The sequence below is a fragment of the Achromobacter sp. 1011811831 genome, assembly GCF_059760905.1.
The window spans coordinates 46,860-73,650 of sequence record NZ_JCBANG010000023.1 but is presented as its reverse complement, the minus strand read 5'-3'; the positions used below and the strand labels follow the sequence as shown (position 1 = coordinate 73,650).

Below are 26,791 nucleotides of genomic sequence, written 5' to 3'. Positions count from 1 at the left end.
GGCTTTTCCGTAGAGGCCTTGCCTCTGGCTCTAGAGCGCGCCGGTCAGTTCCGGCACGACCTGGAACAGATCGCCGACCAGGCCGTAGTCGGCCACGCCGAAGATCGGGGCTTCCGGATCCTTGTTGATGGCCACGATGACCTTGGAGTCCTTCATGCCGGCCAGGTGCTGGATGGCGCCGGAGATGCCGACGGCCACATACAGCTGCGGGGCCACGATCTTGCCGGTCTGTCCGACCTGCCAGTCGTTCGGCGCGTAACCGGCATCGACCGCCGCGCGCGAAGCGCCCAGCGCCGCGCCCAGCTTGTCGGCCAGCGGGTCCAGGATCTTGAAGTTCTCGGCGCTGCCCAGGCCGCGGCCGCCGGAGACGACGACGCGCGCGCCGGCCAGCTCGGGACGGTCGCTCTTGGCGACTTCACGGCCGACGAAGCTCGACAGGCCCGAGTCGGCCACCGCGGCGGCGTCCTCGATCGCGGCCGAGCCGCCGGTGGCGGCCACCGCGTCAAAGCCGGTGGTGCGCACGGTGATGACCTTGACCGCGTCGGCCGACTGCACCGTGGCGATGGCGTTGCCGGCGTAGATCGGGCGCAGGAAGGTGTCGGCGGATTCCACGCCGATGATGTCCGAGACCTGCGCCACGTCGAGCTTGGCGGCCACGCGCGGGGCCACGTTCTTGCCCGAGGCGGTGGCCGGGAACAGGATGTGGCTGTAGCTCGAAGCCACGGCCAGCACCTGGGCAGCCAGGTTCTCGGCCAGGCCTTCGGCCAGCTGCGGCGCGTCGGCCAGCAACACCTTGGACACGCCGGCGGCCTGCGCGGCCTGCTCGGCCACGGCGCGGGCATTGGCGCCGGCGACCAGCACGTGCACGTCGCCGCCGATCTTGGCGGCGGCGGCGATGGTGTTCAGGGTCGCGCCCTTGAGCTGGGCGTTGTCGTGTTCAGCAATAACCAGCGTCGTCATCTCAGACCACCTTCGCTTCGTTCTTGAGTTTGTCCACCAGCGCCGCCACGTCGGGCACCTTGATGCCGGCCTTGCGCGCCGGCGGCTCGCTGACCTTCAGCGTCTTCAGGCGCGGCGCCGGGTCCACGCCCAGGTCCTGCGGCGTCACGGTGTCCAGCTGCTTCTTCTTGGCCTTCATGATGTTCGGCAGCGTCACGTAGCGCGGCTCGTTCAGGCGCAGGTCGGTGGTGATGATGGCCGGCAGCTTCAGCGACACGGTTTCCAGGCCACCGTCGACTTCGCGCGTGACGTTGACCTTGCCGTCGCCCAGCTCGACCTTGCTGGCGAACGTGGCTTGCGGCCAGTCCAGCAGCGCGGCCAGCATCTGGCCGGTCTGGTTGGCGTCGTCGTCGATCGCCTGCTTGCCCAGGATCACCAGCTGCGGCTGTTCCTTGTCGACCAGCGCCTTGAGCAGCTTGGCCACGGCCAGCGGCTGCAGCTCGGCGTCGGTCTGCACCAGCACGCCGCGATCGGCGCCGATGGCCATCGCCGTGCGCAGGGTTTCCTGGCATTGGGCCACGCCGCAAGACACGGCCACGACCTCGGCCACCGAACCCTTCTCCTTCAGGCGGGTCGCTTCCTCGACGGCGATTTCGTCGAAGGGGTTCATGGACATCTTCACATTGGCGATATCGACGCCAGTCTGATCCGACTTGACGCGCACCTTGACGTTGTAGTCAACGACGCGCTTGACAGGTACCAAAACCTTCATCCCGCTGCCTCCAAATGGAAATAATCACCCGGCAGGCGCCGGGATCGCATTGCACAATTTTTTCCTGATTCTACAGCTTCGCCAGCGCCCGTATGTGAGCGACCACGCTGCGACCCAGGGCGGAAAGGTTGTAACCGCCCTCCAGCGTGCTGACGATCCGCCCCTGGGCATGGCGGTCGGCCACCTCCACGAGCTGTTCGGTGATCCAGGCGTAGTCGGCCTCGACCAGGCCCATCTGGCCCATGTCGTCCTCCCGGTGGGCGTCGAATCCGGCCGACACCAGGATCAGCTCCGGCCGATGCGCCTCCAGCCGCGGCAGCCAAGTGTCCTTGACGATGGACCGGACCGCCGCGCCCGCGGTATAGGCCGGCACCGGCACGTTGAGCATGTTGGCGGCCGGATGGTCCGCGCCGCTGTTGGGAAAGAACGGGTGCTGGAAGAAGCTGCACATCAGCACCCGCTCATCGCCGGCGAAGACATCCTCGGTGCCGTTGCCGTGATGGACGTCGAAATCCACGATGGCCACCCGCGACAGGCCGTGGAAATCCAGCGCGTGGCGGGCCGCGATGGCCACGTTGTTCAGGAAGCAGAAGCCCATGGCCTGGGAACGGCAGGCATGGTGCCCGGGCGGACGCACCGCACAAAAAGCGGTGCGCGCCTCGCCGCCCATGACCGCGTCGACCGCGGCCACGCCCGCGCCGGCCGCGTACAGCGCGGCCTCGTAGGTGTGCGGGTTCATCAGGGTATCGGGATCGATCGGGTAGTAGCCGTGCTCGGGCACATGCTGGCGCAGACTGTCCAGGTACTGAACGGTATGCACCCGCAGGATGTCGTGACGCGAGGCCTGCGGCGCCTGGCGATCGTCGAGATAGGGCATCAGGCCGCTGGCCAACAACTGGTCCAAGATGGCGTCCAGCCTCTGCGGGCTTTCCGGATGCCAACTGCCCATTTCATGCAAGCGGCATGCCGGGTGGGTAAGATACATGGTCTCCATAAGGAAGATTATGTTCATCTGTCGGCGATTACTGCAACTCGGGGCCTTGTCGGCCCTGCTCGCGGGGTGTTCCACCACCGCTCCCTCCGCCCCCCGCTCGTCCTCCGCGCCGGGCGTGTCCGCCGCCAGCGAGGTCCCTGCCGCCCCCATCCGCATCGGCCCGACCGCCCCCGCGCCCGGCGCGGAAACGGCCGACGAAGGCCCCGCCGCGCTCACGCCCAGCGGCGCCCTCAAGCCCGAAGTCCGGCAGTTCCTGGAAGGCCTGTCGGCCGAGCGCAAGCTGTCGCTGGCGCCCATGGTCGCCGCCCTGGAAGGCGCGCGCTACAACGCCACCGTGGCGCGCCTGATCGCGCCGGCGCCGCCTGGAAAGAAGATCTGGCGCAGCTGGCTGACCTATCGCGCACGCTTCGTCGAGCCCAAGCGCATCGGCTGGGGCGTGGAGTTCTACAACGAGCACCGCGACCAATTGAACCAGGCCGCGCAGCGCTTCGGCGTGCCGGCCCCCATCATCGCCTCCATCATCGGCGTCGAAACGCTGTATGGACGCAATATGGGCAATTTCCGCGTGCTGGACGCGCTGACCACGCTGGCCTTCGACTATCCCGATCCGGACAAGCCTGAACGCGCCGCCATGTTCCGAGGCCAGCTCGGGGATTTCCTGACGCTGGTGATGCAGGGCAAGCTCGACCTGGAAACCCGCGGCTCCTACGCTGGCGCCATCGGCATGCCGCAGTTCATGCCGGGCAGCATCATGCGCTACGCCGTCGACGGCGACGACAGCGGCCATATCGATCTGACCAACAGCACCAAGGACGCCATCCTGTCCGTGGGCAGCTTCCTGGCCCAGCACGGCTGGCAGCGCGGCGTGCCCGTGTTCGCGCCGGTGACCCTGCCCGCGGACCCGTCCGCCCTGGTCGACGGCGGCCTGGTGCCCAAGCAAAGCTGGAACACGATCAGCGCCGCCGGCGGCCGCCTGCAGCCCGGCGCCTCCGCCGTTGGCTGGAGCGCCCATCCCCTGGGCATCGTCGATCTGGTCGAAGAGGCACGCGGCACGGCCCAGTACCGCGTCGGCACGCCCAACTTCTTCGCGCTGACGCACTACAACCGCAGCTACTTCTACGCCACCGCCGTGGCCGACCTGGCCGCCGAAATCGAAGCCCGCGCCGGCCGCTGAACGCGACCGGCAAACCGCCCCTCAACCAGCGACTGTTTCAATCCAGGCCGCACGGAGCCGGCTTTGCCGGTCCGTCGCGGCGCCCCCTCGAGGGGGAAGCGCCGAAGGCGCTTCGGGGGTGGTCCTAATTAAACACACCCGTGGACAGGTAGCGGTCGCCCCGGTCGCAGACGATGAAGACGATGGTCGCATCGTTCACCCTTTCGGCCACGCGCAGCGCGGCGACCAGGGCGCCAGCCGACGAAATCCCGGCGAAGATGCCCTCTTCCGCCGCCAACCGGCGCGCCATCTTCTCGGCATCGGCCTGCACGATGGATTCGTAGGCGTCCACGCGGCTGCGGTCGAAGATCTTGGGCAGGTAGGCTTCGGGCCATTTACGGATGCCGGGAATCTGCGAGCCTTCGGCCGGCTGCGCGCCCACCACCTGGATCGCGGCGTTGCGCGACTTCAGATAGGTGGAAACCCCCATGATGGTGCCGGTCGTGCCCATCGCGCTGACAAAGTGCGTGACGCGGCCTTCGGTCTGGTTCCAGATTTCCGGGCCGGTGCCTTCGATGTGCGCGCGTGGATTGTCCGGATTGGCGAACTGGTCCAGCACCACGCCGCGGCCATCAGCCTGCATCTCGGTGGCCAGATCCCGGGCGTACTCCATGCCGCCCTTGTCGGCCGGCGTGAGGATCAGCTCGGCGCCATAGGCGGCCATGGCCGCGCGGCGCTCGACGGACAGGTTGTCAGGCATGATCAGGATCATGCGGTAGCCGCGCATGGCGGCGGCCATCGCCAGGGCGATGCCGGTATTGCCGCTGGTGGCCTCGATCAAGGTATCGCCGGGCTTGATGTCGCCACGTGCCTCGGCATGGGCGATCATGGACAGCGCTGGCCGGTCCTTGACCGACCCGGCGGGGTTGTTGCCCTCAAGCTTGGCCAGGATGACATTGCCGCGCGCCGCGCCCGCAGCTCCGGGAATACGCTGCAGACGCACGAGCGGCGTATTGCCGACGGTCTGCTCGATGGTGGGGTAGTTCGTAGTCATGGAGCCGATCATAACCCCGGCGCGCGCGCGCCAGCCGCAAAAGCCGCGCCGGCGCCAGGGGCACGCCCGCCGTCCTTCACGCCCGGCAACGTGAAGGACGGCATGGCTTACTGCCTGGCCTTCGCGGCGGATCCGCCCTTGGCGGGCTGGGCCGCGCCAGCCGGGGCGCCGCCCTTGCCCGCCGACGTGGCGGCGCCTTGCGCGGCATTCTGCGCAGCGCCATCGGCGCCGCCCACCGTCAGTCCGGCTGCCTGCAGCGCCTTGGCCTTCTTCGGGCCGATGCCGCGCACGCGCTCGGCCAGATCGTCCAGCGATTCGAAGGCGCCAGCGCGTTCGCGCTCCTGCACGATGGTCCGCGCCGTGCTGGGGCCGATCCCGCTGACCGACTCCAGCTGCTGCGCAGTGGCGCTGTTGACGTCGACGGCCGAGGCCGTGGCGGCCGCCAGCGCCATGCCCGCTGCCGCCAGCAGACGCCACATGGATCCTGCCATGACCCGGCTCAGGCTGCGGGGACGGCGCCATGGCGTGCGCCAAGGCCAGCCTGGCAGGGACATCGCGCCCGGACGCGGCGCCTTCGCCAGCCGGGAATCAGGAAGATGCGGCGCGGCGTCGGCCTGGTTGCCGGACGGCGGGCGCGGCGCCGGACGCCGGCCGGACGCCTGCAGCAGGATGGAGGGAATGGCGGCCAGCCGGGACGAGATGGCGGACGGAATAGCGTATGCACGCATGCGGATCTCCTGAAAGGAAGCGGACGCGACGGTTGTCGCGCCACCCTCAAATCATGGCGATCGCCGACGGCCGGCGGCGCGGCGGTGAACGGAAACATCCACGTCGGCAAGTACGCGTGCCGGGAATGCGCCAGCCGCCCATGAAAAAGCCGCCGGCATGACCAGGCATGGCGGCGGCTTGTTCCGGCCCGGCCAGGCCGGCGTCCGGCAGCAGCTTACTTGCGTGCGCGCCAGTAGCGCACGTACTCGGCCACGCCCGTCTGCACGTCGCGCATCGGCGCGGTGAAGCCGGCGGCGCGCAGGCGCGACACGTCCGCCTGGGTATAGCTCTGGTAGCGTCCCTTCAGGTCGTCCGGGAACGGGATATAGCGGATCAGGTCCAGCTCCACCAGCTGCGCCAGCGACAGCTCGGCCTCGCCGCGCTCGGCGCGCAGCGTGTTGACCACGGCGGCGGCCACGTCATTGAACGGCTGCGCGCGGCCCGTGCCGCAATTGAAGATGCCCGAGGTGCCCGGGTTGTCCAGGAAGTGCAGATTCACGGCCACCACGTCCTCCACCGAAATGAAGTCGCGGCTCTGGCCGCCGTCCACATAGCCGTCCCAGCCCGCGAACAGGCGTACGTGGCCATGTTCCAGGAACTGGTTCATGTTGTGGAAGGCGACCGAGGCCATGCGCCCCTTGTGCTGTTCATGCGGACCGTAGACATTGAAGTAGCGCAGGCCCACGACCTGGGCCTTGAGCGTGTCCATGCGGGTGCGCAGCACCTGGTCGAACAGCAGCTTGGAATAACCGTAGACGTTCAGCGGACCTTCGTTGGCGGGATCTTCGACATACACCGACGAACCGCCATACACCGCCGCCGAGGACGCGTAGATGAACGGGATCGCGCGCGCCTGGCAGAACTCGAACAGTTCCAGCGTGACGCGGTAGTTGTTGTCGAGCATGTAGCGGCCGTTGCGCTCGGTGGTGTCCGAGCAGGCGCCCTGGTGCAGAACCGCGCGGACGTGCGACAGGCTGCCGTCCAGCACGCGGCGGCGGAAATCATCCTTGTCCATGTAGTCCGCGATCTTGCAGTCCACCAGATTGACGAACTTGTCGCCTTCGGTCAGGTCGTCGACCGCCAGGATGTCGGTGATGCCTCGGCGGTTCAGGCCGCGCACCAGGTTGCTGCCGATGAAGCCAGCGGCTCCGGTAACGATGATCATGCTGTTTCTCCTGCCAATTCCGCGGCGGTGACGACGGAGGTGCCGAGCTTGCCCACGGCGATGCCGCCGGCCTTGTTGGCCCAGGCCATGGCCTCGGCCCAGGGCAGGCCCACGGCACGCGTGACGGCCAGCGTCGCCAGCACGGTGTCGCCCGCGCCGGACACGTCGAACACCTCATGCGCCTGGGCGTCGATATGGTCGCGGCCGGCGTCGGTGAACAAGGTCATGCCCTGCTCGGAACGGGTCACGAGCAAGGCTTCCAGATCCAGGTCGGCGCGCAGTTGCTGCGCCCGACCGGTCAGTTCGGATTCGGAATTCCAGCGGCCCACGGCCTGCTGCATTTCCGAGCGGTTGGGCGTCACCAGCGTGGCACCGCGATAACGCGAATAATCGTCGCCCTTGGGATCCACCAGCACGGGAATGCCCGCCGCGCGCGCCTGAATCAGCAGCGGCTCGACGCGCGTCAGCACGCCCTTGGCATAGTCCGACAGCACCACCACGTCGTGGTTGGGCAGGTGGCGGGCAAAGGCGGCATCGATGCCGTCAAGCGCGGCTGTTTCCGGATGCTGCTCGAAATCGACCCGCAGCAACTGCTGCTGGCGGCCGAGCACCCGCATCTTCAACGTGGTGTGCAGCGAGGGATCGACGATCAGCTCGCCTTCGATGCCGGCCTCTCGCGCCAGCTTGCGCACGCTGGCGCCGGCCTCGTCCTCGCCCAGCACGCCGATCAGCGTGACATGTCCGCCCAGGGCCGCGACGTTGCGCGCCACGTTGGCCGCGCCGCCGAGCCGGTCTTCACGGCGTGCCACGCGCACCACCGGCACCGGCGCCTCGGGCGAGATGCGTTCCACTTCGCCGAACCAGTAACGGTCCAGCATCACATCGCCAACCACGAGCACACGGCTGCGCGCGATGGTTTCGGCGGGAAATGAGCTCATTCAAGTTCCTCGAGACGGCGCGGCGCGTAGGTTTCCCACGCGTTGCAGCCAGGACATTGCCAATAGAAACGACGCGCCTGAAAACCGCAGCTGCGGCAGGCATAGCGGTCCAGCCGCTGCGTATGCTTGTGGATCAGGCTGCGCAGCAGGGTCAGGTCCGCGCCCTGCACGGGGCCGTCTTCGGCCGCGCCTTCGCCGTTGGCCAGCTCGGCCTCCAGCAGGCGGTCTAGGCCCAGCAGCGAGGGATGATGACGCAACGCGCCACGGGCGAACGCCCAGGCGGGCGAGGCGCCCTGCTGCACGCGCAGTTCACGGAAGATCACGTTGAACAGATCCAGCGAGGCGTGCCGCGCGTACTGGCGTTGCAGCAGGTCCAGCCCGGCCGCTTCCTGGCCGGCCGCGCGGTAGTTGGCCAGCACCTGTTCGGCCACCAGCCCGGCATACTCGGGCGCGTCGGTCATCACGGATTCGAGATACAGGCGCTCGCGCTTGGGATCCTGCTCCAGCAAGGCCACGCGAGCGTGCAGCATGGCCGTGCGCACCGTCGTGCCCTTGCTCGTGACGGCCGTGTCGCCGATCGTCAGCGCATGGTCGGCGGCCTCGAGCGCGACATGCGCCGCGTCCAGGTCGGCCGGCTTGGCCTGCAGCGCGGTCTGCGCCTGTTCGCAGTAGTAATGGACGATCTGCGGCACGGGTTCGTCAACCAGCCCGTGCAGGGTCTTGACGGCCTCGATCGCGCGCGGCCAATCGTGTTCCGACTCGTAGATGCGGATCAGCGAGCGCAGCGCCGGCAAGGCGTAGCGGGTGTCCTTGAGCTGCTCGAAACCGCTTTCGGCGCGATCGAGCATGCCGGCCTTCAGGAAGTCCTGGGCCAGTTCGTGCTGCGCGTGCTCGCGCTCGGCGGACGGCAGATCGGATCGGTTCAGGAGGCTCTGGTGCACGCGGATAGCGCGCTCCATCTCGCCGCGGCGCCGGAACAGGCTGCCCAGCGCGAAGTGCAATTCGGTCGTCTCGGGATCGAGCTTGGCGACCTCGACGAAGGCGTCGATGGCGCGGTCCGGTTGCTCATTGAGCAGGAAGTTCAGCCCGCGAAAATAGGAATCCGGCAGGCTGCGGGTTTCACGCAGCATTTGCCGGATGTCGAAACGCGCGGCCAGCCAGCCGAGCGCGAACAGCACCGGCACGAAAATCAACCACCAAGGTTCAAAATCCACTGTACGGGCTCTTGAAGAAATTCAGTTATTCGTGGGCAGGCGCGCCCCACGTCCTGCAAAAAACCGACGGGTGCCACGCCATCCCGTGGATCCGGCTCCGCCGGCCCGCGGGCGCCTTGAGTGCCCGCCTGATGGAAGCGCACCGCGCGGCGGGTACGGGCCTTTACAGCGGCGACATGGGCGCCACGGCTTCCGGCGGCACGGACGGCGTCGTGCCATTCACGGCGGCCTGCACGCGGTCGAGCTCGCGGCGCAGGCGCATGGCCTCGCGGCGGCGGCGCATGGCGGCCGGCACGGTCAGCAGCAGGCCGAACAGCGCGCCCAGCACGAACACCACCAGCATGACGACGATCAGCGGCACGTCCTGGACCACGTAATCGGCATAGAACCGGACTTCCACGGGATTGGTGTTCTTCAGCGCGAACATCAAAACCGCGACGAACACGAGCAATCGCAGGGCCCAGACAAGGTAGCGCATGGCGCATGCTCCAGAAAAATCGAGGCGTCAATTGTAAGCGACAAGCGCGCCTTGCCGCGGACTTGATGCGGCGCCCAAAAAAACAAAGCCCCTTGATCGCTCAAGGGGCTTTGCTCGGGGTCAGATCCGCCACGAAGGCAGCCTGGTCCTGCCGGCCATCAGTGCATGGCGTGCAGACCCGCCAGAGACGGCATCGGTTCGCTCGATCCGGAAGATTGAGCGTCCTCTTCGTTGCCGCCGACCAGGTCCACCCGCTCGCGCAATTCCTTGCCCGCCTTGAAATGCGGCACCTGCTTGCCAGGCACCAGCACCTGTTCGCCGGACTTCGGGTTGCGCCCGACGCGGGGAGACCGCTGGGACAACGAGAAGCTGCCAAAACCGCGGATCTCGATGCGCTGGCCCGAGGCCAGGGCCTGGGTCATCGCATCAAGCACGGTCTTGACCGCGTAGTCGGTGTCCCGGGCGGCCAGCTGAGGATAGCGGGCCGCCAGGGCGGCGATCAGCTCCGACTTGGTCACGTATTAACCGTCGTTGCGCTGTTGGTCCAGCTTGGCCTTGAGCAGCGCGCCGAGGTTGGTGGTGCCCGACGAGGCGCTGGCTTCCGACATGCGCTGGATCGTTTCGGCGGTCTCGGCGTTGTCGCGGGCCTTGATCGACAGCTGGATCGAACGCGTCTTGCGGTCGATGTTGACGATCATGGCTTCGATGTTCTCGCCGGCCTTCAGGACGGTGGTGGCATCTTCGACGCGGCCCGAGGAGATCTCGGAAGCGCGCAGGTAGCCCTCGACGTCCACGGACAGCGTGATCACGGCGCCCTTGGCTTCGACCGACTTGATGGTGCCCGGAACCACGGCGCCCTTGTCGTAGGTGGCGACGAAGTTGTTGAAGGGGTCGCCTTCCAGCTGCTTGATGCCCAGCGAGATGCGTTCCTTGTCGGTATCGATGCCCAGAACCACGGCTTCGATCTCGTCGCCCTTCTTGAAGTTGCGCACGGCTTCTTCGCCGGTTTCCGTCCACGACAGGTCGGACAGGTGAACCAGGCCGTCGATGCCGCCGGGCAGGCCGACGAACACGCCGAAGTCGGTGATCGACTTGATGGCGCCGCGGACCTTGTCACCACGCTTGAAGTTGGTGGCGAACTCTTCCCACGGGTTCTGGCGGCACTGCTTCATGCCCAGCGAGATGCGGCGACGGTCTTCGTCGATCTCCAGGACCATGACTTCGACTTCTTCGCCCAGGGTCACGACCTTGCGCGGATCGACGTTCTTGTTGGTCCAGTCCATTTCGGAGACGTGCACCAGGCCTTCGATGCCGGCTTCGACTTCAACGAACGCGCCGTAGTCGGTCAGGTTCGTGACCTTGCCGAACAGGCGGGTGCCCTGCGGGTAGCGGCGAGCCAGGCCCACCCACGGATCTTCGCCCAGCTGCTTGACGCCCAGCGAGACGCGGCTCTTTTCCTGGTCGAACTTGAGGACCTTGGCTTCGACTTCCTGACCCACTTGCAGGACTTCGGACGGGTGACGGACACGGCGCCAGGCCATGTCGGTGATGTGCAGCAGGCCGTCGATGCCGCCCAGGTCCACGAACGCGCCGTAGTCGGTGATGTTCTTGACCACGCCCTTGACCACAGCACCTTCGTGCAGGGTTTCGAGCAGCTTCTGGCGCTCTTCGCCCATGCTGGCTTCCAGCACCTGGCGACGCGACAGCACGACGTTGTTGCGCTTGCGGTCGAGCTTGATGACCTTGAATTCGAGGGTCTTGCCTTCGTACGGGGTGGTGTCCTTGACCGGACGCAGGTCCACCAGCGAACCCGGCAGGAACGCGCGGATGCCGTTGGTCATGACGGTCAGGCCGCCCTTCACCTTGCCGGTGATGGTGCCGGTGACCAGCTCGCCGTTTTCCAGGGCCTTTTCCAGTTGCAGCCAGGCCGACAGGCGCTTGGCGCGGTCACGCGACAGGATCGTGTCGCCGTAGCCGTTTTCCAGCGAATCGATCGCCACCGAGACGAAATCGCCGGGTTGCACTTCGAGCTCGCCCTGGTCGTTCAGGAACTCTTCCAGGGGGATCAGCGCTTCGGACTTCAGGCCGGCGTTGACGACGACGAAGTTGTGGTCGACGCGCACGACTTCGGCGCTGATGACCTCGCCGGACTTCATGTCCTGGCTCTTGAGGCTTTGTGCGAAAAGGTCGGCGAAGCTTTCGCCGCCGGTGGCGGTAGTGGAAACGGAAGACATGGGGTTGAAATCCATTAGGCCGAAATGGCCGTTAAGAACACACCACAGCGGATTGCCCGCCGCAGTGGAGTCAAAGTACCTGCTTGCCCGCCTGGTCTTCGGGTTCCCTGAGGGGATGTCCCGCGAAGAAGGCCGGCCCGTCAGCAGGGCCAAGAAAAACGGGCTCGAAAAACCTGAATGAGCAAAAGCTCGCGTCAGGCGTTTCCGGATTCCCGCCAGAAATCCAGGATGGCTTGCACGGTTTCCGTGATCGTCAGATTCGACGAATCCAGCACCCGGGCATCCTTCGCGGGAGCGAGCGGCGCGGCCGCGCGCTGGGTATCGCGCGCATCCCGCTCGCGCATATCCCGCAAGAGGTCGTCAAGATTAGCAGAAATTCCCTTTTCGATCAACTGCTTACGCCGCCTCTCCGCCCGCGCGACCACGTCGGCCACCAGGAAGACCTTGAGGGACGCATCGGGGAACACCACCGTGCCCATGTCGCGCCCGTCGGCCACCAGGCCCGGCAACACGCGGAAGGCCCGCTGACGCTCCAGCAGCGCCTGGCGCACGCCGGGAAACGCCGCCACGCGGGAAGCGAAGTTGCCCACCTCTTCCCGGCGTATCTCGTGGCCGACGTCGCCGCCTTCCAGATAGACGTGCGGCCCGTCGAAGCGCACATCCAGCGTCTCGGCGACCCGGGCCACCGCCGGCTCGTCCTCGGCGGCCACGCCCTGGCGCATGGCGGCCAGGGCCGTCAGGCGGTAGAGCGCGCCGCTGTCCAGCACATCCCAGCCCAGCGCCTTGGCGACGCGGTGGGCCACGGTGCCCTTGCCGGAGGCGGTCGGCCCGTCGATGGTGATGATGGGCGCGGCAACAACGGGATTTGCGGAGGTAGCGGTCATGAATCGCAGAATAAGGCTCAGGCCGAAACCAGGCCTGCGTATACGTCAAAGTAACCCGGGAACGTCTTGCTGACGCAGCCCGGATCGAGAATGCGCACGGCGGCCGGGCCGAAAGCGGCCAGGGAGAAGCACATGGCCATGCGATGGTCGTCCCAGGTGCCGATGTGCGCGTCGCGCCAGCCGCCCCCGGCTGGCGGCGTCACGCGCAGCCAATCCGGCCCCGATTCGACGGTCGCGCCCAGCTTCTCCAGCTCGGTCTGCATGGCATGGATGCGGTCGGTTTCCTTCACGCGCCAGCTGCCGATGTTGCGCAGCCGGCACGGACCGTCGGCGTACAGGGCCAGCGCGGCCGCGGTCATGGCCGCGTCGGGAATCAGGTTGAAATCGGTATCGAAGGCCTTGAGCCGCCCGCCGTCGGCGACGTTCAGGCCGCTGACCTCGATCCAGTCCGGGCCGTAGCTGACCGCGGCGCCCATGTCCGCCAGGGTCTGGGCGAAGCCCACGTCGCCCTGGATGCTGTCGGCGCCCACGCCGTTGACCCGCAGCGGACCTCCGCCGATCGCGCCCAGCGCCAGGAAGTACGACGCCGTGGATGCGTCGCCCTCGACCGCGATGCGGCCCGGGCTGCGGTAGGCGGCGCCGCCTTCGATCACGAAGCGGCTCCAGCCGTCGCGACGCACGGTGACGCCGAAGCGCGCCATCAGGTTCAGCGTGATCTCGATATACGGCTTGGAAATCAGCTCGCCGACGACTTCGATCGTCATCGGCTTGCCGCTGCGGCCGGCCTCGATCGGGGCGGCCAGCAGCAAGGCGGTCAGGAACTGGCTGGACACCGAGCCCTGCACCCGCGTGACGGCGCCGGCGATAACTTCGCCGCGACCGATATGGAGCGGCGGATAGCCCGGCTGTCCCAGGTAGCCGACGCGGGCGCCCAAGGCATTGAGGGCATCGCCCAGGTCGCCGATCGGACGCTCGTGCATGCGCGGCACGCCGGACAGCTTGTAGTCGCCGCCCATCAGGGCCAGCGCGGCGGTGAGCGGACGGATCGCGGTGCCGGCGTTGCCCATGAACAGCTCGGCGCTTTCGACAGGAAAGCGCCGCACGCCCTCGACGGTGACCCGGCCCGCGTCCAGTTCGGACACACTCACGCCCAGCTGCCGCAAGGCGGTCAGCATGACGCGGGTGTCGTCCGAATCCAGCAAGCCGGTGATTTCGGTGCGCCCCTCGGCCAGCGCCGCCAGCAGCAGCACGCGGTTGGAAATGCTCTTCGAACCCGGCAGGGACATCTCGCCCCGGGCGCGCCGCACGCGCGGCAGATCAAGATAAGGCAAAGCACCCATTCAGCTACTCCTTGCGCCAGTTGCGGCGCGCCTGCGCCGCCGTTTCCAGCAATGCCTGCAGGCCGGCGCCATCGCCATCCGCGATCGCGCGTTCGGCGCGGTCCAGCACGGCGCGCACCTCGCCCAGTTCCGTCAGCATGGCATCGCGGTTGGACAGGAAGATGTCCCGCCACATTTCCGGCGAGCCGGCCGCGATGCGCGTGAAATCCCGAAAACCGCTGCCCGCCAGCTCCAGCCGGCGACGGGCGTCGGCGGCTGTGGCCACCTGTTCCATGTAGACGGCGGACAGCAGGTGCGGCAGATGGCTGACCGAGGCGAACACGCGGTCATGCGCCTGCGCATCCATGTCGACCACCGTCGCGCCGCAAGCCTGCCAGGCTGCGCGCACGCGCGCCACGTCCGCCGCCGCGTTCTCGGGCAGCGGCGTGAGCACCACATTGCGCCCGCGGTACAGGTCGGCGTCGGCCGCCTCGGGTCCGGTGCGTTCCGCGCCGGCGATGGGATGTCCGGGCACGAACTGCGCGCAACGCTCGCCCAAGGCGGCGCGCGCCACCTCGACCACCTCGGCCTTGGTGCTGCCGGCGTCCGTCAGGATCGCGCGCGGCGCAAGCGTGGGCAGCATCCTGACCAGCAGGTCGCGCAGGCCGCCCACGGGCGTGGCCAGCAGGATCACGTCCGCCCGGGCCCCGGCGGCCTCGGCGCTGACGGCCTCGTCGATCAGGCCCAGTTCCACGGCGCGCGCCAGCGATTGCGCATTGCGCCCTACCCCCAGCACTTTGCCGACCTTGCCGGCGCGGCGCAGCGCGGCGGCGAACGAACCGCCGATCAAGCCCACGCCCGCCACGGCCAGGACAGGAATCAGGGGGCCAGCGGCCCCCTGATCGGTGGAAGCGGAAACACCGTTCATGCGGCCAGGATCGCGCTCAGCGCCTCGATGAAACGGGCGTTTTCCTGCGGCAGTCCGATGGACACGCGCAGCCATTCCGGCAGGCCGTCGCCCGCCACCGGACGCACGATCACGCCGCGCTTGAGCAATTCCAGATTGATGCGGGGCGCGTCGCCCACATGCACCAGCACGAAGTTGCCGTAGCTGGGCACGAAGCGCAGCTTGAGCGCGTCGAAGGCCTGGCACAGCTGGGCCTTGCCCGCCTTGTTGGTGGCATAGGCCTCTTCCAGGTAGGCGCTGTCGGCCAGCGCGGCGATGGCGGCGGCCTGGGCCAGCGTGTTGACGTTGAACGGCTGGCGCACGCGGTTCAGCAGGTCGGTCAGCGCCGGCTGCGACACCGCGAAGCCCACGCGCAGGCCGGCCAGGCCGTAAGCCTTGGAGAAGGTGCGCGAGACGATCAGGTTCGGATAGCGGCGCGCCAGCGCGGTGCTGTCGAAACGGAATTCCGGGTCCAGGTATTCGTTGTAGGCCTCGTCAAGCACCACGGTCACGCGGTCGCCATGGGCGGCCTGCACGCGCTCCAGGAAAGCAGCGACCTGCTCGCCCGGCACGAAGGTGCCGGTAGGATTGTTCGGGTTGGCGATGAAGACCACGCGGGTGTCGTCGGCAATGGCGTCGAACATCGCGTCCAGGTCATGGCCGTAGTCCTTGGCCGGCACCACGATGTGGCGCGCGCCGCGCGCCTGCGTGGCCAGCCGGTAGACGGCGAAGGAATGCTGCGCGTACACGGCCGAGGCGCCCGGCTCCAGCAGCGCCAGCGCCACGATTTCCAGGATGTCGTTGGAACCGTTGCCCAGCGTGATCCAGTTCATCGGCACGCCGTAGCGCGTTGCCAGCGCCGACTTCAGGTCGAAGCCGTTGGGGTCCGGATAGCGCGCCAGCGACTCGGCCGCCGCCAGCATGGCCGCGCGCGCCGACTTGGGCATGCCCAGCGGGTTTTCATTCGACGCCAGCTTGACGATGCCGGCCGGATCCAGCCCGAACTCGCGGGCCAGTTCCTCGATGGGCTTGCCCGCCTGGTAGGGCGCGATGGCGCTGACGTGGGCGGGGGCGACGAGAGGCTTGGATGCGTTGGTCATGGTGAGGGCTCACGGCGCCGGGTAGGAACCCAGCACCTTCAGATAGGCGACCTGCGCCTGCAGGGTGGCGAGGGCACTGGCGACGTTTTCGTCGTTGCGGTGTCCCAGGACATCGACGTAGAAATAGTATTCCCACTGGCCGGTGCGGGCCGGGCGCGACTCGAAGCGCGTCATGGACACGCCATTGGCCGCCAGCGGCGCCAGCATTTCATAGACGGCGCCGGCGCGGTTCGGCACGGCCAGGATCAGGCTGGTCTTGTCCTGCCCGCTGACCAGCGGCTCGATATAGCCGATGGCCAGGAAGCGCGTGCGGTTGTGCGGATCGTCCTGGATGCCGGAGGCCACGACCTGCAATCCCCAGGCGGGCGCGGCCACTTCGCCGGCGATCGCCGCGACGGACGGATCGGCGGCGGCCATGCGCGCCGCTTCCGAATTGCTGGCGGCGGCCACGCGCTCGACATCGGGATAGTTGCGGGTCAGCCAGCCCTGGCACTGGGCCAGCGCCTGCGGATGGGCGGCGATGGCCTTGATGCCATCCATGCCGCCGGATTTCGACATCAGGCAATGACGGATCACCAGCGAACGCTCGCCCAGGATCTTCAGCGGCGTGTTCAGTAACAGGTCCAGGCTGCGGTTGACGGCGCCCTCGGTGGAGTTTTCCACCGGCACCATGCCCACGTCGGCCTGGCCGGCCTCGACGGCGCGGAACACTTCATCGAAGGACGGGCACGGCAGCTTCTGCACCGCGTGTCCGAAATGCTCCAGCGCCGCCTGCTCGGAAAACGAGCCTTGCGGACCCAGGTAGGCAACCGTCATGCCGCGCTCCAGGCCGCGACAGGCCGAGATGATTTCCGTCCAGACCGACGCCACGGCGGCGTTCGGGAAGGGACCGGGATTCAGTTGCTGCAAGCGGCGGATGACCTCGGCCTCGCGCTCGGGCCGCAGCACCGGGCCGTCGGCCTGGGCAGCATGCTTGGCCTCGCCCACTTCCTGCGCGGCGCGGGCGCGCTGCGACAGCAGGTCGAGGATCTGCGCATCGAGCGCATCGATGCGGTCGCGCAACGGGCGCAGCGTGCGCTGCAGCTCTTCATCCATGGCGGCGCTCGAATTCTTTCAGGTAGGCGACCAGGTCCTGCACCGCGGCCAGCGGCACGGCGTTGTAGATGGAAGCGCGCATGCCGCCCACGCTCTTGTGCCCCTTCAGCTGCGTCAGGCCGGCGGCCTCGGCGCCCTGCAGGAAGGCATCGTTGAGCGAATCGTCGCGCAGCACGAACGGCACATTCATGCGCGAGCGCACGGGCGCGTGGATCGGATTGCGGTAGAAGCTGGTGCTGTCCAGGTAGCCGTACAGCAGGTCGGCCTTGGCCTTGTTGGCGGCCTCCATGCCGGCCACGCCGCCGTTGGCCTTGACCCACTTGAACACGAGCCCGGCGACGTAGATCGCGAAGGTGGGCGGCGTGTTGTAGCGCGAGTGCTCGGCGGCGACATTGGCGTAGTCGAAAGCCGACGGGCAGATCGGCAAGGCGTGGCCGATCAGGTCGCGGCGGGCGATGACCATGGTCACGCCGGCCGGGCCGGCGTTCTTCTGCGCGCCGGCGTACACCATGCCGCAGCGCGCGACGTCCAGCGGACGCGACAGGAAATGCGAGGACGCGTCCACGACCAGCGGCACATCGGGCGCGCCCAGCGCGGCCGTGTCGGGCCAGTCGAGGAACTCCACGCCGCCGATGGTCTCGTTGCTGCACAGGTGCAGGTAGGCGGATTCCTTGCGCACCTGCCAGGTGTCCGTGGCGGGCACCCAGGTGAACGGGGCCTGCTCGCGGCCGTCCAGCTGCGCCGCCTGGGCGCTGCTGGCGGCGATGTGGGCGCTGCCGTAGCGCCCGGCTTCGGCGTGCGAACGCTTGGACCAATGGCCCGTGACGACGAAGTCCGCGGCCGGCGTGCCGCGGCGTCCCATGAGATTCATGGGAACGATGGCGTTTTCCCCGGAACCGCCGCCCTGCATGAACATGACGGCGTAGTCGGCCGGCAGGTTCAGCAGCTCGCGCAGATCGCTTTCGGCTTCATCGCAGATCTGCACGAAATGCTTGCCGCGATGGCTCATTTCCATCACCGACATGCCGCTGCCGTTCCAGTCCAGCATTTCCGCGGCGGCTTGCCGCAATACCACCTCGGGCAGGGCCGAGGGGCCAGCCGAGAAGTTCCAGGGGCGGGCCATTATTGCTCCGTAGGTTCCGTCGAATCCGTTGCGTCGCCGCCTTCGTCGCCGGCGTCCTGGTCGTTCCCGTCCAGGTCGCTGTCGTCGTCGGCATCGCTTTCCACCACGCGCCGCACGCCGGACAGCGAGCTGCCGTCATCGACGTTGATCAGCGTCACGCCTTGCGTGGCGCGGCCCATTTCGCGGATTTCCGCGACGCGGGTGCGCACCAGCACGCCGCCGGTGGTGATCAGCATGATTTCATCCGACGGCATGACCAGCACGGCGCCGACCACCTTGCCGTTGCGCGAGCTGGTCTGGATGGCGATCATGCCCTTGGTGCCGCGGCCATGGCGCGTGTACTCGGTGATCGGCGTGCGCTTGCCGTAGCCGTTCTCGGTGGCGGTCAGCACGCTTTGCGTCTCGTCGCCGGCGACCAGCAGCGCGATCACCGTCTGGGTGTCCTCGAGCTGCATGCCGCGCACGCCGCGCGCGTTGCGGCCCATCGGACGCACGTCGTTCTCGTCGAAGCGCACGGCCTTGCCGGCGTCAGAGAACAGCATGACGTCATGCTTGCCGTCGGTCAGGTCGGCGCCGATCAGGTAATCGCCGTCGTCCAGGTCCACGGCGATGATGCCGGCCTTGCGCGGGTTGGAGAAATCGGACAGCGGGGTCTTCTTGACCGTGCCGCGCGTGGTCGCCATGAACACGTAGTGGTCATCGCTGAATTCCTTGACCGGCAGCACCACGGTGATCTTCTCGCCGTCAGCCAGCGGGAACATGTTCACGATGGGCTTGCCGCGCGAGTTGCGCGTGCCTTGCGGCACTTCCCAGACCTTCAGCCAGTACACGCGGCCGCGATTCGAGAAGCACAGCAGGAAGTCGTGCGTGTTGGCGATGAACAGCTGGTCGATCCAGTCGTTTTCCTTCATCGCCGTGGCCTGCTTGCCGCGGCCGCCGCGCTTCTGCGAACGGTACTCGGACAGCGGCTGGCTCTTGATGTAGCCGCCGTGCGACAGCGTCACGACCATGTCGGTGGGCGTGATCAGGTCCTCGGTGTCGAGTTCGGTCGCGTTGAGCTCGATGTCGGAACGGCGCGTGTCCTTGGCGCCGGTCGAGAACTCGGCCTTGATGGCCTGCAGTTCCTCGCCAATGATGGTGGTGATGCGCTCCGGACGGGCCAGGATGTCGAGCAGGTCGGCGATGGTGGACATGATGTCCTTGTATTCGCCAACGATCTTGTCCTGCTCCAGGCCGGTCAGGCGCTGCAGGCGCATGTTCAGGATTTCCTGCGCCTGCGTATCGCTCAGGCGATACATTCCATCGCCCTGCAGGCCGAACTCCGCGCCCAGGTCGTCGGGACGGAACGCCTCGCGGCCGCCCGGCGTGTCGCCATCGGCACGCGACAGCATCTCGCGCACCAGCGACGAATCCCACGAACGCGCCATCAGTTCCTGGCGCGCGACGGGAGGCGTCGGCGCCGCCTTGATGATGGCGATGAAGTCGTCGATGTTGGCCAGCGCCACGGCCAGGCCTTCCAGCACGTGGCCGCGCTCGCGCGCCTTGCGCAGCTGGAACACGGTGCGGCGCGTGACCACTTCCCGGCGATGCTGCAGGAAGTAGTCCAGCATCTGCTTCAGGTTGAGCAGGCGCGGCTGGCCGTCGACCAGCGCCACCAGGTTCATCCCGAAGGTGTCCTGCAGCTGCGTGTTCTTGTAGAGGTTGTTCAGCACCACCTCGGGCACTTCGCCGCGCTTGAGCTCGATGACCAGGCGCATGCCGTCCTTGTCCGACTCGTCGCGGATGTCGGAAATGCCCTCGATCTTCTTGTCGTTGACCAGCTCAGCGATGCGTTCCTGCAGCGTCTTCTTGTTGACCTGGTAGGGGATCGCGTCGACCACGATGGCCTGGCGGTTGCCCTTTTCAAGGTCTTCGAAGTGCGTCTTGGCGCGCATGATCACGCGGCCGCGGCCGGTGCGGTAGCCTTCGCGCACGCCCGACATGCCGTAGATGATGCCGCCCGTGGGGAAGTCCGGCGCCGGGATGAGCTCGATCAGCTCGTCGACCGTGCAATTCGGATTGCGCAGGCAGTACAGGCAGCCGTCGACGACTTCCTGCAGGTTGTGGGGCGGAATGTTGGTGGCCATGCCCACTGCGATGCCCGAGCTGCCGTTGACCAGCAGGTTGGGCAGCCGCGACGGCAATAGCAGCGGCTCTTGCTCGCTGCCGTCGTAGTTGGGGCCGAAGTCCACGGTTTCCTGGTCGATGTCGGCCAGCAGTTCGTGGGCGATCTTGGCCAGGCGGATTTCGGTGTAACGCATCGCCGCCGCGTTGTCGCCGTCGATCGAGCCGAAGTTGCCCTGGCCGTCGACCAGCATGTAACGCATGGAGAAATCCTGCGCCATGCGGACGATGGTGTCATAGACGGACTGGTCGCCGTGGGGGTGGTATTTACCGATGACGTCCCCGACGATACGCGCCGACTTCTTGTAGGCGCGGTTCCAGTCGTTGTTCAGTTCGTGCATCGCGTAGAGCACGCGCCGGTGGACGGGCTTGAGGCCGTCCCGCACATCCGGAAGCGCCCGGCCTACGATCACGCTCATCGCGTAATCAAGGTAGCTGCGGCGCATCTCTTCTTCCAGCGATACCGGAAGCGTCTCCTTGGCAAAGGAATCCATATATATAACGACAGAATCGTGTAAGGAGGAACCCGGGCCGGGTAAACGGGAAATTCTATCATTCGATTCAAGTAGCGGTTCCCTGGCCGCCTGGACACCATCCAGCCCGGCCCGCATCCGGCAAGGCTCGCGGCATGCCGGGAAGACCGCCGCCAGGCCTGTTGCCAAAAACCAACATGGAAAACGGGTGGAGCGCCGAAATCGCCATATCCAGCGCCAATGCGCCTCTCCAGGGAAGCCAAAGCCCCCCAAATGCCTTAAGATTGTTTCCAGCACGCAGGAAACCCAGTAGCTATTCCTTTGAACCAGCTCTTGGCGTTGCTATACTGGCCCCGTTTTCCTGATATGCGGCGGGGGTTCGCTGCGAGTCACTTATCCAGCTTCAAGCTCAACGAGGAGAAACATGAACAAACCCTCCAAATTCGCTCTGGCGCTCGCCTTCGCCGCCGTCACGGCCTCGGGTGTAGCCTCGGCCCAGTCCTACCCCAACACGGTGGACAACTGGCGCAACCCGTTCGGTAACGTTTGGAAGAACGGTACGAACGAACTGTGCTGGCGCGATGCCTTCTGGACCCCGGCCACCGGCATCCCCGGCTGCGACGGCGTTCCGGTTGCGCAACAAAAGGCCAAGCCGACCCCGCAAGCCGCCAAGGTCGTCTTCAACGCTGACACCTTCTTCGACTTCGACAAGTCGACGCTGAAGCCGGAAGGCCGCCAGCTGCTGGATCAAGTTGCCCAGCAAGCCCAGGGCATCGATCTGGAAACGATCATCGCCGTCGGCCACACCGACTCGATCGGCTCTGACGCCTACAACCAGAAGCTGTCCGAGCGCCGTGCCGCTTCGGTCAAGGCCTACCTGGTCAGCAAGGGCATCGATCCGAACCGTATCTACACCGAAGGCAAGGGCAAGAAGGCCCCGATCGCTTCGAACAAGACCGCTCAGGGCCGCGCCCAGAACCGTCGCGTTGAGATCGAAATCGTGGGTAGCCGCAAGTAATTGCCGGACTAGCTACAATAAGGGGCCTCGCATAGCGAGGCCCTTTTTTCGTCCGGACCCAGCCAGCAACGCACCAACCCGGTGCATCCCGGACGCACCTCGCCCCTGGCGATGGAATTCGCGCTGGCCCTCTATATATAGCGCCGCCTCTACGCCGGACCGCCCATGACCACGCATATCGAAGATTCCGCTCCCGCCACCGTCAACGCCGACCAGGCCGAACTGGACAAGTTCAGCGCGCTGGCCAGCCGCTGGTGGGACCCCGAAAGCGAGTTCAAGCCCCTGCACGCCATCAATCCGCTGCGCCTGGAATGGATCCAGGAATGCGCCGGCAGCCTGGCCGGCAAGACGGTGCTGGACGTGGGCTGCGGCGGCGGCATCCTGTCCGAGTCCATGGCCCGCGCCGGCGCGACGGTCACCGGCATAGACCTGGCCGAAAAATCGCTGAAGATCGCCAAGCTGCACGGCCTGGAATCCGGCGTGAAGGTTGAATACCGCAAGGTGCCCGTAGAGGAACTGGCGGCCGAGCAGCCCGCGCGCTACGACGTGGTCACCTGCATGGAAATGCTGGAACACGTGCCCGATCCGGCCTCGGTGGTGCGGGCCTGCTCCACCCTGGTCAAGCCTGGCGGCTGGGTCTTCTTCTCGACCCTGAACCGCAACCCCAAGTCCTTCCTGTTCGCCATCGTCGGCGCCGAATACGTGCTGCGCCTGTTGCCGCGCGGCACCCATAGCTACGAGCAGTTCATCAAGCCGAGCGAACTCTCGGCCGCCGCGCGTGGCGCGAACCTGGAGCCCGTGTCGATGCGCGGCATGGAATACAACCCGATCACGCAGATCTACTCCTTGTCGGCCGACACCTCGGTCAACTACCTGATGGCAACCCGCAAATGAGCGCACTGATCCTGTTCGACTTCGACGGCACGCTGGCCGATACCGCCCCCGACCTGGCCGCGGCGGCCAACCGGCAGCGTACTCGCAAGGGCCTGGAACCCATGCCCTACGAAGCCCTGCGTCCGGTGGCCTCGCAAGGCGCGCGCGGCCTGCTGCGCGTGGCGCTGGGCCTGAAACCGGGCGACGCCGACTATGAGCCGACGCGCCTGCAGTTCCTGGAAGACTACGCGGCGGAATCCACCGTGCACAGCAAGCTGTTCCCCGGCATCGTCGAACTGCTGGCCGGCATCCGCGAGCGCGGCCTGTCGTGGGGCATCGTGACCAACAAGGTCACCTACCTGACCCTGCCCATCGTCGAATACCTGGATCTGACCCGCGAGAGCGCGGTGCTGGTCTGCGGCGACACCACCGCCCACGCCAAGCCGCATCCCCTGCCCCTGCAGCATGCCGCGCGCGAGGCCGGTTTCGCCGTCGAACGCTGCGTCTATGTCGGCGACGACCTGCGCGACATCCAGGCGGCCCATGCCGCCGGCATGCCGGCCGTGGCTGCGGCCTATGGCTATGTGGGCGAAGAAGACAACGTAGGCAGCTGGGAAGCCGAACGCTACGCGCACTCCCCCGCCGAACTCTGGGCCGCCATCGAGCCCCTGCTGCCCGCCGATCTGCGCTGAATCCGCGCCAAGTCACGCCGCGGACGTAGCGCCGTCCGCGGCCATTCGCAGCCTGCGCAGCCACGCCAGCGCTACGACGCAAGCACTGGCTCATTCCACCGGATTAGCTCGTTCTGTCGAACAATTTGTACGACGCCGCGCGCTTTATCCTGCAATGCAAGTGGTTTAAAGTATCGACATGGAAGACATCCGGACTGATCCGGATTGTCTTTTTCGGCGACTGCCGGTGTCGGCACCACTTTTCATCCTCCCGACGCCCCGTCCGCCCGCCGACAGCCTTTCGGCTCTCGCGCCCGATGCGCCCGGCTTGTGCCCCGGCCGCTCACCCTGACCTGTATTCAACCCTTCAACAACGCCCGTCCACCCGCGCGCGGCTTCACGCGCGCGCCTGAGGAATGCCTATGCTATTGCCCATCCTGCTGCTTTCGGCCGCCGGTTTCACCATCCTGACCACCGAGTTCCTGATCGTCGGCCTGCTTCCCGGCCTGGCCCGTGATCTGGACGTCACCGTGTCCCAGGCCGGCCTGCTGGTCACGCTGTTCGCCTTCACGGTCGCAGCCACCGGGCCGCTGTTGACGGCGCTGATGGCCAACATCGAGCGCAAGCGCCTGTTCATCGGCGTGCTGATCCTGTTCGGCCTGTCGAATGCGCTGGCCATGGCCGCGCCCAACATCTGGGTCATGGCCGTGGCGCGCTTCGTGCCGGCGCTGGCGCTGCCCGTGTTCTGGTCGCTGGCCAGCGCCACCGCGGTCGAGCTGGTCGGCCCGGCGCGCGCCGGCCGCGCCATCTCGCTGGTGGCCTTCGGCATCGTGGCGGCCACGGTGTTCGGCATTCCCATCGGCGTGCTGATCTCGGACGCGTTCGGCTGGCGCGCCGCCTTCGGCGTGCTGTCTGCCGTCGCCTTCGCCAAGGCCCTGCTGCTGTGGATCGCGTTCCCCAGCACCCGCATCCAGAGCGAGGACGTCAAGCTCGTCACGCAGTTGCGCATCCTGCGCAAGCCCATCGTGGTGGGCCATGTGCTGCTGTCGCTGCTGGTCTTCACCGGCATGTTCACCGCCTACACCTACCTGGCGGACATGCTGGAACGGCTGGCCGGCTTCAACGGCCAGGTCGTGGGCTGGACCATGATGGCGTTCGGCGCGGTCGGCCTGATCGGCAATACCGTGGGCGGCCGCCTGGTGGACCGCAGCCCGCTCGGCGCCACCGCGCTGTTCTCGGCGCTGATGGCCGCCGGCCTGGCCGTGCTGGTGCCGGTCATCCACTCGCATGGCCTGCTGGCCGCCGCGCTGGCGGTCTGGGGCATCGCCCAGGCCGCGCTGTTCATCGTCTGCCACGTGCGCCTGATGAAGTCCGCGCCCGAGGCGCCGGCCTTCGCCGCATCGCTCAACATCTCCGGCGCCAACATCGGCATCGGACTGGGCGCGGTGGTCGGCGGACGCGTGATCGACACCTACGGCCTGGCTACGCTGGGCGGAGCCGCGGCGATCATCGTCGCGGTCTCGGTCGGGCTGGCCATCGCGCTGATGGCAGCCTCGCGCGGCAGCCGGCGCGGCGACGCCACCGAGGATGTCGTGGTGACCGCGGCCAAGCCCGCCTGCCCGGACGCGGTCTGCTGAACCACAGGCGTCTCCCGCGCGCCACGCCCCCTGGACGCGACGCGCGGGAATGCAGCGGGCTATCGCGTTTACCGCTACAATAGAGTTCTTGGGGCCGATCCGGATTCGACGTGGGTCGCGAAACAACTCAGGGCATGCCGAGCACCAGTAAGCTCGTTAAACCACTGGAACACTACAAACGCCAACGACGAGCGTTTCGCTCTCGCCGCTTAAGCGGTGAGCCGCTGCACTGATCTGTCCTTGGGTCAGGCGGAGGAAGGCAACTTCCTAGGGGGGCAACCCTCGAACCGCAGCAGCGACATTCACAAGGAATCGGTCTGCACTGGGGTCACACGGTTCAGGCTTAAATTACGTGAATCGCTCTGGTCCGGCTTGTCGGTTGGCTAAGTCCAGGGTTAAAACCAAATAGATCGACTACGCATGTAGAACTGGTTGCGGAGGGCTTGCGGACGGGGGTTCAATTCCCCCCGGCTCCACCAAATTAGCAAGCATTACGCTGTAATGGCAAAGGGCGGACGGGCAACCGATCCGCCCTTTTCTTTTTCCGTCCATTGAGCGCAGCCATCCCCTGGACCTGCCGGCAACAGCCAGGGCGACGACAATAGACCGCGGCAGCATCCAAGCGGCGACATCGCGCCACCCGCCAAGCGCCCCGGTCAGTGCCCCGCTTCGTGGATGCTGCGGTCTTCACGCTCCATCTGCAGCGTGGTGTGGTGCAGGTCGTAGCGTTCATGCAGGCGCGCCTCGATGGCGCGCCTGACGCTTTCTCCGTCCGCGCCATCGGCCAGGACCACGTGCGCCGTCAGCATGGGCTGGCTTTGCGTGATGGCCCACAGATGCAGGTCGTGAACCGTGGCCACGCCTTCGACGCCCGCGATTTCGTCGCGCACCGCGTCCAGGCTCATACCCGCCGGCACGCCCTCCAGCAGCAGGTTGACGCATTCGCGCAACAGCACCCATGTGCGCGGGAAGACCATGAAACCGATCGCCACGGCAAGCGCGGAATCCACCCAGCGCCAGCCCGTGAGCCAGATGATGATGGCGCCGGCGATCACGGCCACCGAGCCCAGCATGTCGGCCCACACTTCCAGGTAGGCGCCCTTCACGTTCAGGCTGTCGTCCTTCGCGCTGGCCAGCAGACGCATCGAGATCAGATTGATGAGCAGGCCCGCGACGGCCACTACCATCATGCCCACCGACTGGATGTCCTGCGGCGCGGACAGGCGGCGATAGGCTTCGTAGAGGATATAGAACGCCACGCCCAGCAGCACCAGCGCGTTCACGGCTGCCGCCAGGATCTCGAAGCGCGCGTAGCCGTAGGTGCGCATCAAATCGGCGGCCTTGCGTCCGGCGCGGATCGCGATCAGTGCCAGCAGCAGCGCGATCGCGTCGGTCATCATGTGCATGGCATCGGAGATCAGCGCCAGGCTGCCCGTGACCAGGCCGCCGATGATCTCCACGACCATGAAGGTGCCGGTGAGTCCGAACGCCAGCCACAGCCGGGATTCCGGCAAGGCGCGTACTTCCGCGTGTTGATGGCTGTCGCTCATGTTCGTCCTTGGCATCGTGGGCAGATGCGACACATGAAAAAGCCTGAAGTTACTTTATAGTCAAGTGCTGATCGTCAGCCGGCCTCGCCGCGAAACCAGGCCGCCGGCATCCTGAGGCGCTCAGATTGAAAATCCATGATTTGCAAAATTCAGAAATATCGTGAATTTGCCCAACCGCGTCAAAATTCTGTGGAAAGGCATATAAGAATCGCAAATTACAGGCAGATGAA

Annotated in this window: 24 protein-coding genes and 1 other RNA gene; 6 read left to right on the top strand and 19 right to left on the bottom strand. The window is 66.8% G+C overall.

What is annotated here, in order from left to right; genetic code table 11:
- Positions 1-30: 30 nt before the first annotated feature.
- From AC6LJ9_RS11715 to AC6LJ9_RS11705, 3 genes are all read right to left on the bottom strand, one after another.
- Positions 31-960 carry an electron transfer flavoprotein subunit alpha/FixB family protein gene (locus AC6LJ9_RS11715; protein WP_498147674.1) on the bottom strand — a complete coding sequence of 310 codons (930 nt, stop codon included), beginning with the start codon at positions 958-960 and terminating at the stop codon, positions 31-33.
- A 1-nt stretch (position 961) separates the two neighbouring features.
- Positions 962-1,711: an electron transfer flavoprotein subunit beta/FixA family protein gene (locus tag AC6LJ9_RS11710; protein WP_498147673.1), complete on the bottom strand. Its 750-nt coding sequence runs from the start codon at positions 1,709-1,711 to the stop codon at positions 962-964.
- Positions 1,712-1,781: 70 nt separating this feature from the next.
- A complete protein-coding gene (locus tag AC6LJ9_RS11705) occupies positions 1,782-2,705 on the bottom strand; it encodes a histone deacetylase family protein (protein WP_498147677.1) in 924 nt (307 codons plus the stop codon).
- Positions 2,706-2,715: 10 nt separating this feature from the next.
- On the opposite strand from AC6LJ9_RS11705, the gene mltB reads away from it, so the two are divergent.
- Positions 2,716-3,879, top strand: coding sequence for a lytic murein transglycosylase B (gene mltB, locus AC6LJ9_RS11700; RefSeq protein ID WP_498147672.1), 1,164 nt, complete (start codon positions 2,716-2,718; stop codon positions 3,877-3,879).
- Between the two features lie 124 nt (positions 3,880-4,003).
- Here the strand turns inward: mltB and cysM are convergent, their stop codons facing one another.
- The 15 genes from cysM to gyrA form a co-directional block, all read right to left on the bottom strand.
- Entirely contained in the window at positions 4,004-4,912 is a 909-nt protein-coding gene (gene cysM, locus AC6LJ9_RS11695; RefSeq protein ID WP_498147671.1) for a cysteine synthase CysM, read from the bottom strand.
- Positions 4,913-5,019: 107 nt separating this feature from the next.
- Complete coding sequence (locus AC6LJ9_RS11690) at positions 5,020-5,640, bottom strand: ComEA family DNA-binding protein (protein ID WP_498147670.1); 621 nt, start codon at positions 5,638-5,640, stop codon at positions 5,020-5,022.
- A 215-nt stretch (positions 5,641-5,855) separates the two neighbouring features.
- Positions 5,856-6,845 carry an ADP-glyceromanno-heptose 6-epimerase gene (gene rfaD, locus AC6LJ9_RS11685; RefSeq protein WP_498147669.1) on the bottom strand — a complete coding sequence of 330 codons (990 nt, stop codon included), beginning with the start codon at positions 6,843-6,845 and terminating at the stop codon, positions 5,856-5,858.
- A complete protein-coding gene (gene rfaE1 / locus AC6LJ9_RS11680) occupies positions 6,842-7,783 on the bottom strand; it encodes a D-glycero-beta-D-manno-heptose-7-phosphate kinase (protein WP_498147668.1) in 942 nt (313 codons plus the stop codon). The genes rfaD and rfaE1 overlap by 4 nt, the downstream gene beginning before the upstream one ends.
- The gene (lapB, locus tag AC6LJ9_RS11675) at positions 7,780-8,997 is read right to left on the bottom strand and encodes a lipopolysaccharide assembly protein LapB (protein ID WP_212317452.1); all 1,218 of its coding nucleotides are present in this window, start codon (positions 8,995-8,997) and stop codon (positions 7,780-7,782) included. The genes rfaE1 and lapB overlap by 4 nt, the downstream gene beginning before the upstream one ends.
- 163 nt (positions 8,998-9,160) lie before the next feature.
- Positions 9,161-9,475, bottom strand: coding sequence for a LapA family protein (locus AC6LJ9_RS11670; RefSeq protein ID WP_103273351.1), 315 nt, complete (start codon positions 9,473-9,475; stop codon positions 9,161-9,163).
- 158 nt (positions 9,476-9,633) lie between these two features.
- A complete protein-coding gene (locus tag AC6LJ9_RS11665) occupies positions 9,634-9,993 on the bottom strand; it encodes an integration host factor subunit beta (RefSeq protein ID WP_498147667.1) in 360 nt (119 codons plus the stop codon).
- A gap of 3 nt (positions 9,994-9,996) precedes the next feature.
- A complete protein-coding gene (gene rpsA, locus AC6LJ9_RS11660; protein WP_199771004.1) occupies positions 9,997-11,709 on the bottom strand; it encodes a 30S ribosomal protein S1 in 1,713 nt (570 codons plus the stop codon).
- Between the two features lie 194 nt (positions 11,710-11,903).
- Positions 11,904-12,593, bottom strand: a complete 690-nt coding sequence (cmk, locus tag AC6LJ9_RS11655; protein WP_212317454.1) for a (d)CMP kinase — start codon at positions 12,591-12,593, stop codon at positions 11,904-11,906.
- Between the two features lie 17 nt (positions 12,594-12,610).
- Positions 12,611-13,933, bottom strand: coding sequence for a 3-phosphoshikimate 1-carboxyvinyltransferase (gene aroA / locus AC6LJ9_RS11650; RefSeq protein WP_498147666.1), 1,323 nt, complete (start codon positions 13,931-13,933; stop codon positions 12,611-12,613).
- 4 nt (positions 13,934-13,937) lie between these two features.
- On the bottom strand, positions 13,938-14,840 hold the full coding sequence (locus AC6LJ9_RS11645) for a prephenate dehydrogenase (RefSeq protein WP_498147665.1): 903 nt from the start codon (positions 14,838-14,840) through the stop codon (positions 13,938-13,940).
- Entirely contained in the window at positions 14,837-15,958 is a 1,122-nt protein-coding gene (gene hisC, locus AC6LJ9_RS11640; RefSeq protein ID WP_498147664.1) for a histidinol-phosphate transaminase, read from the bottom strand. The genes AC6LJ9_RS11645 and hisC overlap by 4 nt, the downstream gene beginning before the upstream one ends.
- Positions 15,959-15,967: 9 nt before the next feature.
- Positions 15,968-17,053, bottom strand: a complete 1,086-nt coding sequence (gene pheA, locus AC6LJ9_RS11635; RefSeq protein ID WP_498147663.1) for a prephenate dehydratase — start codon at positions 17,051-17,053, stop codon at positions 15,968-15,970.
- On the bottom strand, positions 17,046-18,176 hold the full coding sequence (serC, locus tag AC6LJ9_RS11630) for a 3-phosphoserine/phosphohydroxythreonine transaminase (RefSeq protein WP_212317472.1): 1,131 nt from the start codon (positions 18,174-18,176) through the stop codon (positions 17,046-17,048). The genes pheA and serC overlap by 8 nt, the downstream gene beginning before the upstream one ends.
- Positions 18,176-20,833, bottom strand: coding sequence for a DNA gyrase subunit A (gene gyrA, locus AC6LJ9_RS11625; RefSeq protein WP_498147662.1), 2,658 nt, complete (start codon positions 20,831-20,833; stop codon positions 18,176-18,178). Before gyrA ends, serC begins: the two co-directional genes overlap by 1 nt.
- Before the next feature lie 403 nt (positions 20,834-21,236).
- Between gyrA and ompA the strand changes: the two genes are divergently transcribed.
- The 5 genes from ompA to ssrA all read left to right on the top strand — a co-directional run bounded on the left by ompA (position 21,237) and on the right by ssrA (position 25,490).
- Positions 21,237-21,830 (top strand): outer membrane protein OmpA, encoded by a 594-nt coding sequence (gene ompA / locus AC6LJ9_RS11620; RefSeq protein WP_103273341.1) that lies wholly within the window; start codon positions 21,237-21,239, stop codon positions 21,828-21,830.
- Positions 21,831-21,995: 165 nt separating this feature from the next.
- Positions 21,996-22,724 (top strand): bifunctional 2-polyprenyl-6-hydroxyphenol methylase/3-demethylubiquinol 3-O-methyltransferase UbiG, encoded by a 729-nt coding sequence (ubiG, locus tag AC6LJ9_RS11615; protein ID WP_103273340.1) that lies wholly within the window; start codon positions 21,996-21,998, stop codon positions 22,722-22,724.
- A complete protein-coding gene (locus AC6LJ9_RS11610) occupies positions 22,721-23,395 on the top strand; it encodes an HAD family hydrolase (RefSeq protein ID WP_498147661.1) in 675 nt (224 codons plus the stop codon). The genes ubiG and AC6LJ9_RS11610 overlap by 4 nt, the downstream gene beginning before the upstream one ends.
- Positions 23,396-23,796: 401 nt before the next feature.
- Positions 23,797-25,011 carry an MFS transporter gene (locus AC6LJ9_RS11605; protein ID WP_498147660.1) on the top strand — a complete coding sequence of 405 codons (1,215 nt, stop codon included), beginning with the start codon at positions 23,797-23,799 and terminating at the stop codon, positions 25,009-25,011.
- A gap of 90 nt (positions 25,012-25,101) precedes the next feature.
- Positions 25,102-25,490, top strand: a transfer-messenger RNA (tmRNA) gene (gene ssrA / locus AC6LJ9_RS11600).
- Positions 25,491-25,667: 177 nt separating this feature from the next.
- On the opposite strand, the gene AC6LJ9_RS11595 is transcribed toward ssrA, so the two are convergent.
- Entirely contained in the window at positions 25,668-26,561 is an 894-nt protein-coding gene (locus AC6LJ9_RS11595) for a cation diffusion facilitator family transporter (protein ID WP_498147659.1), read from the bottom strand.
- Positions 26,562-26,791: the final 230 nt, after the last annotated feature.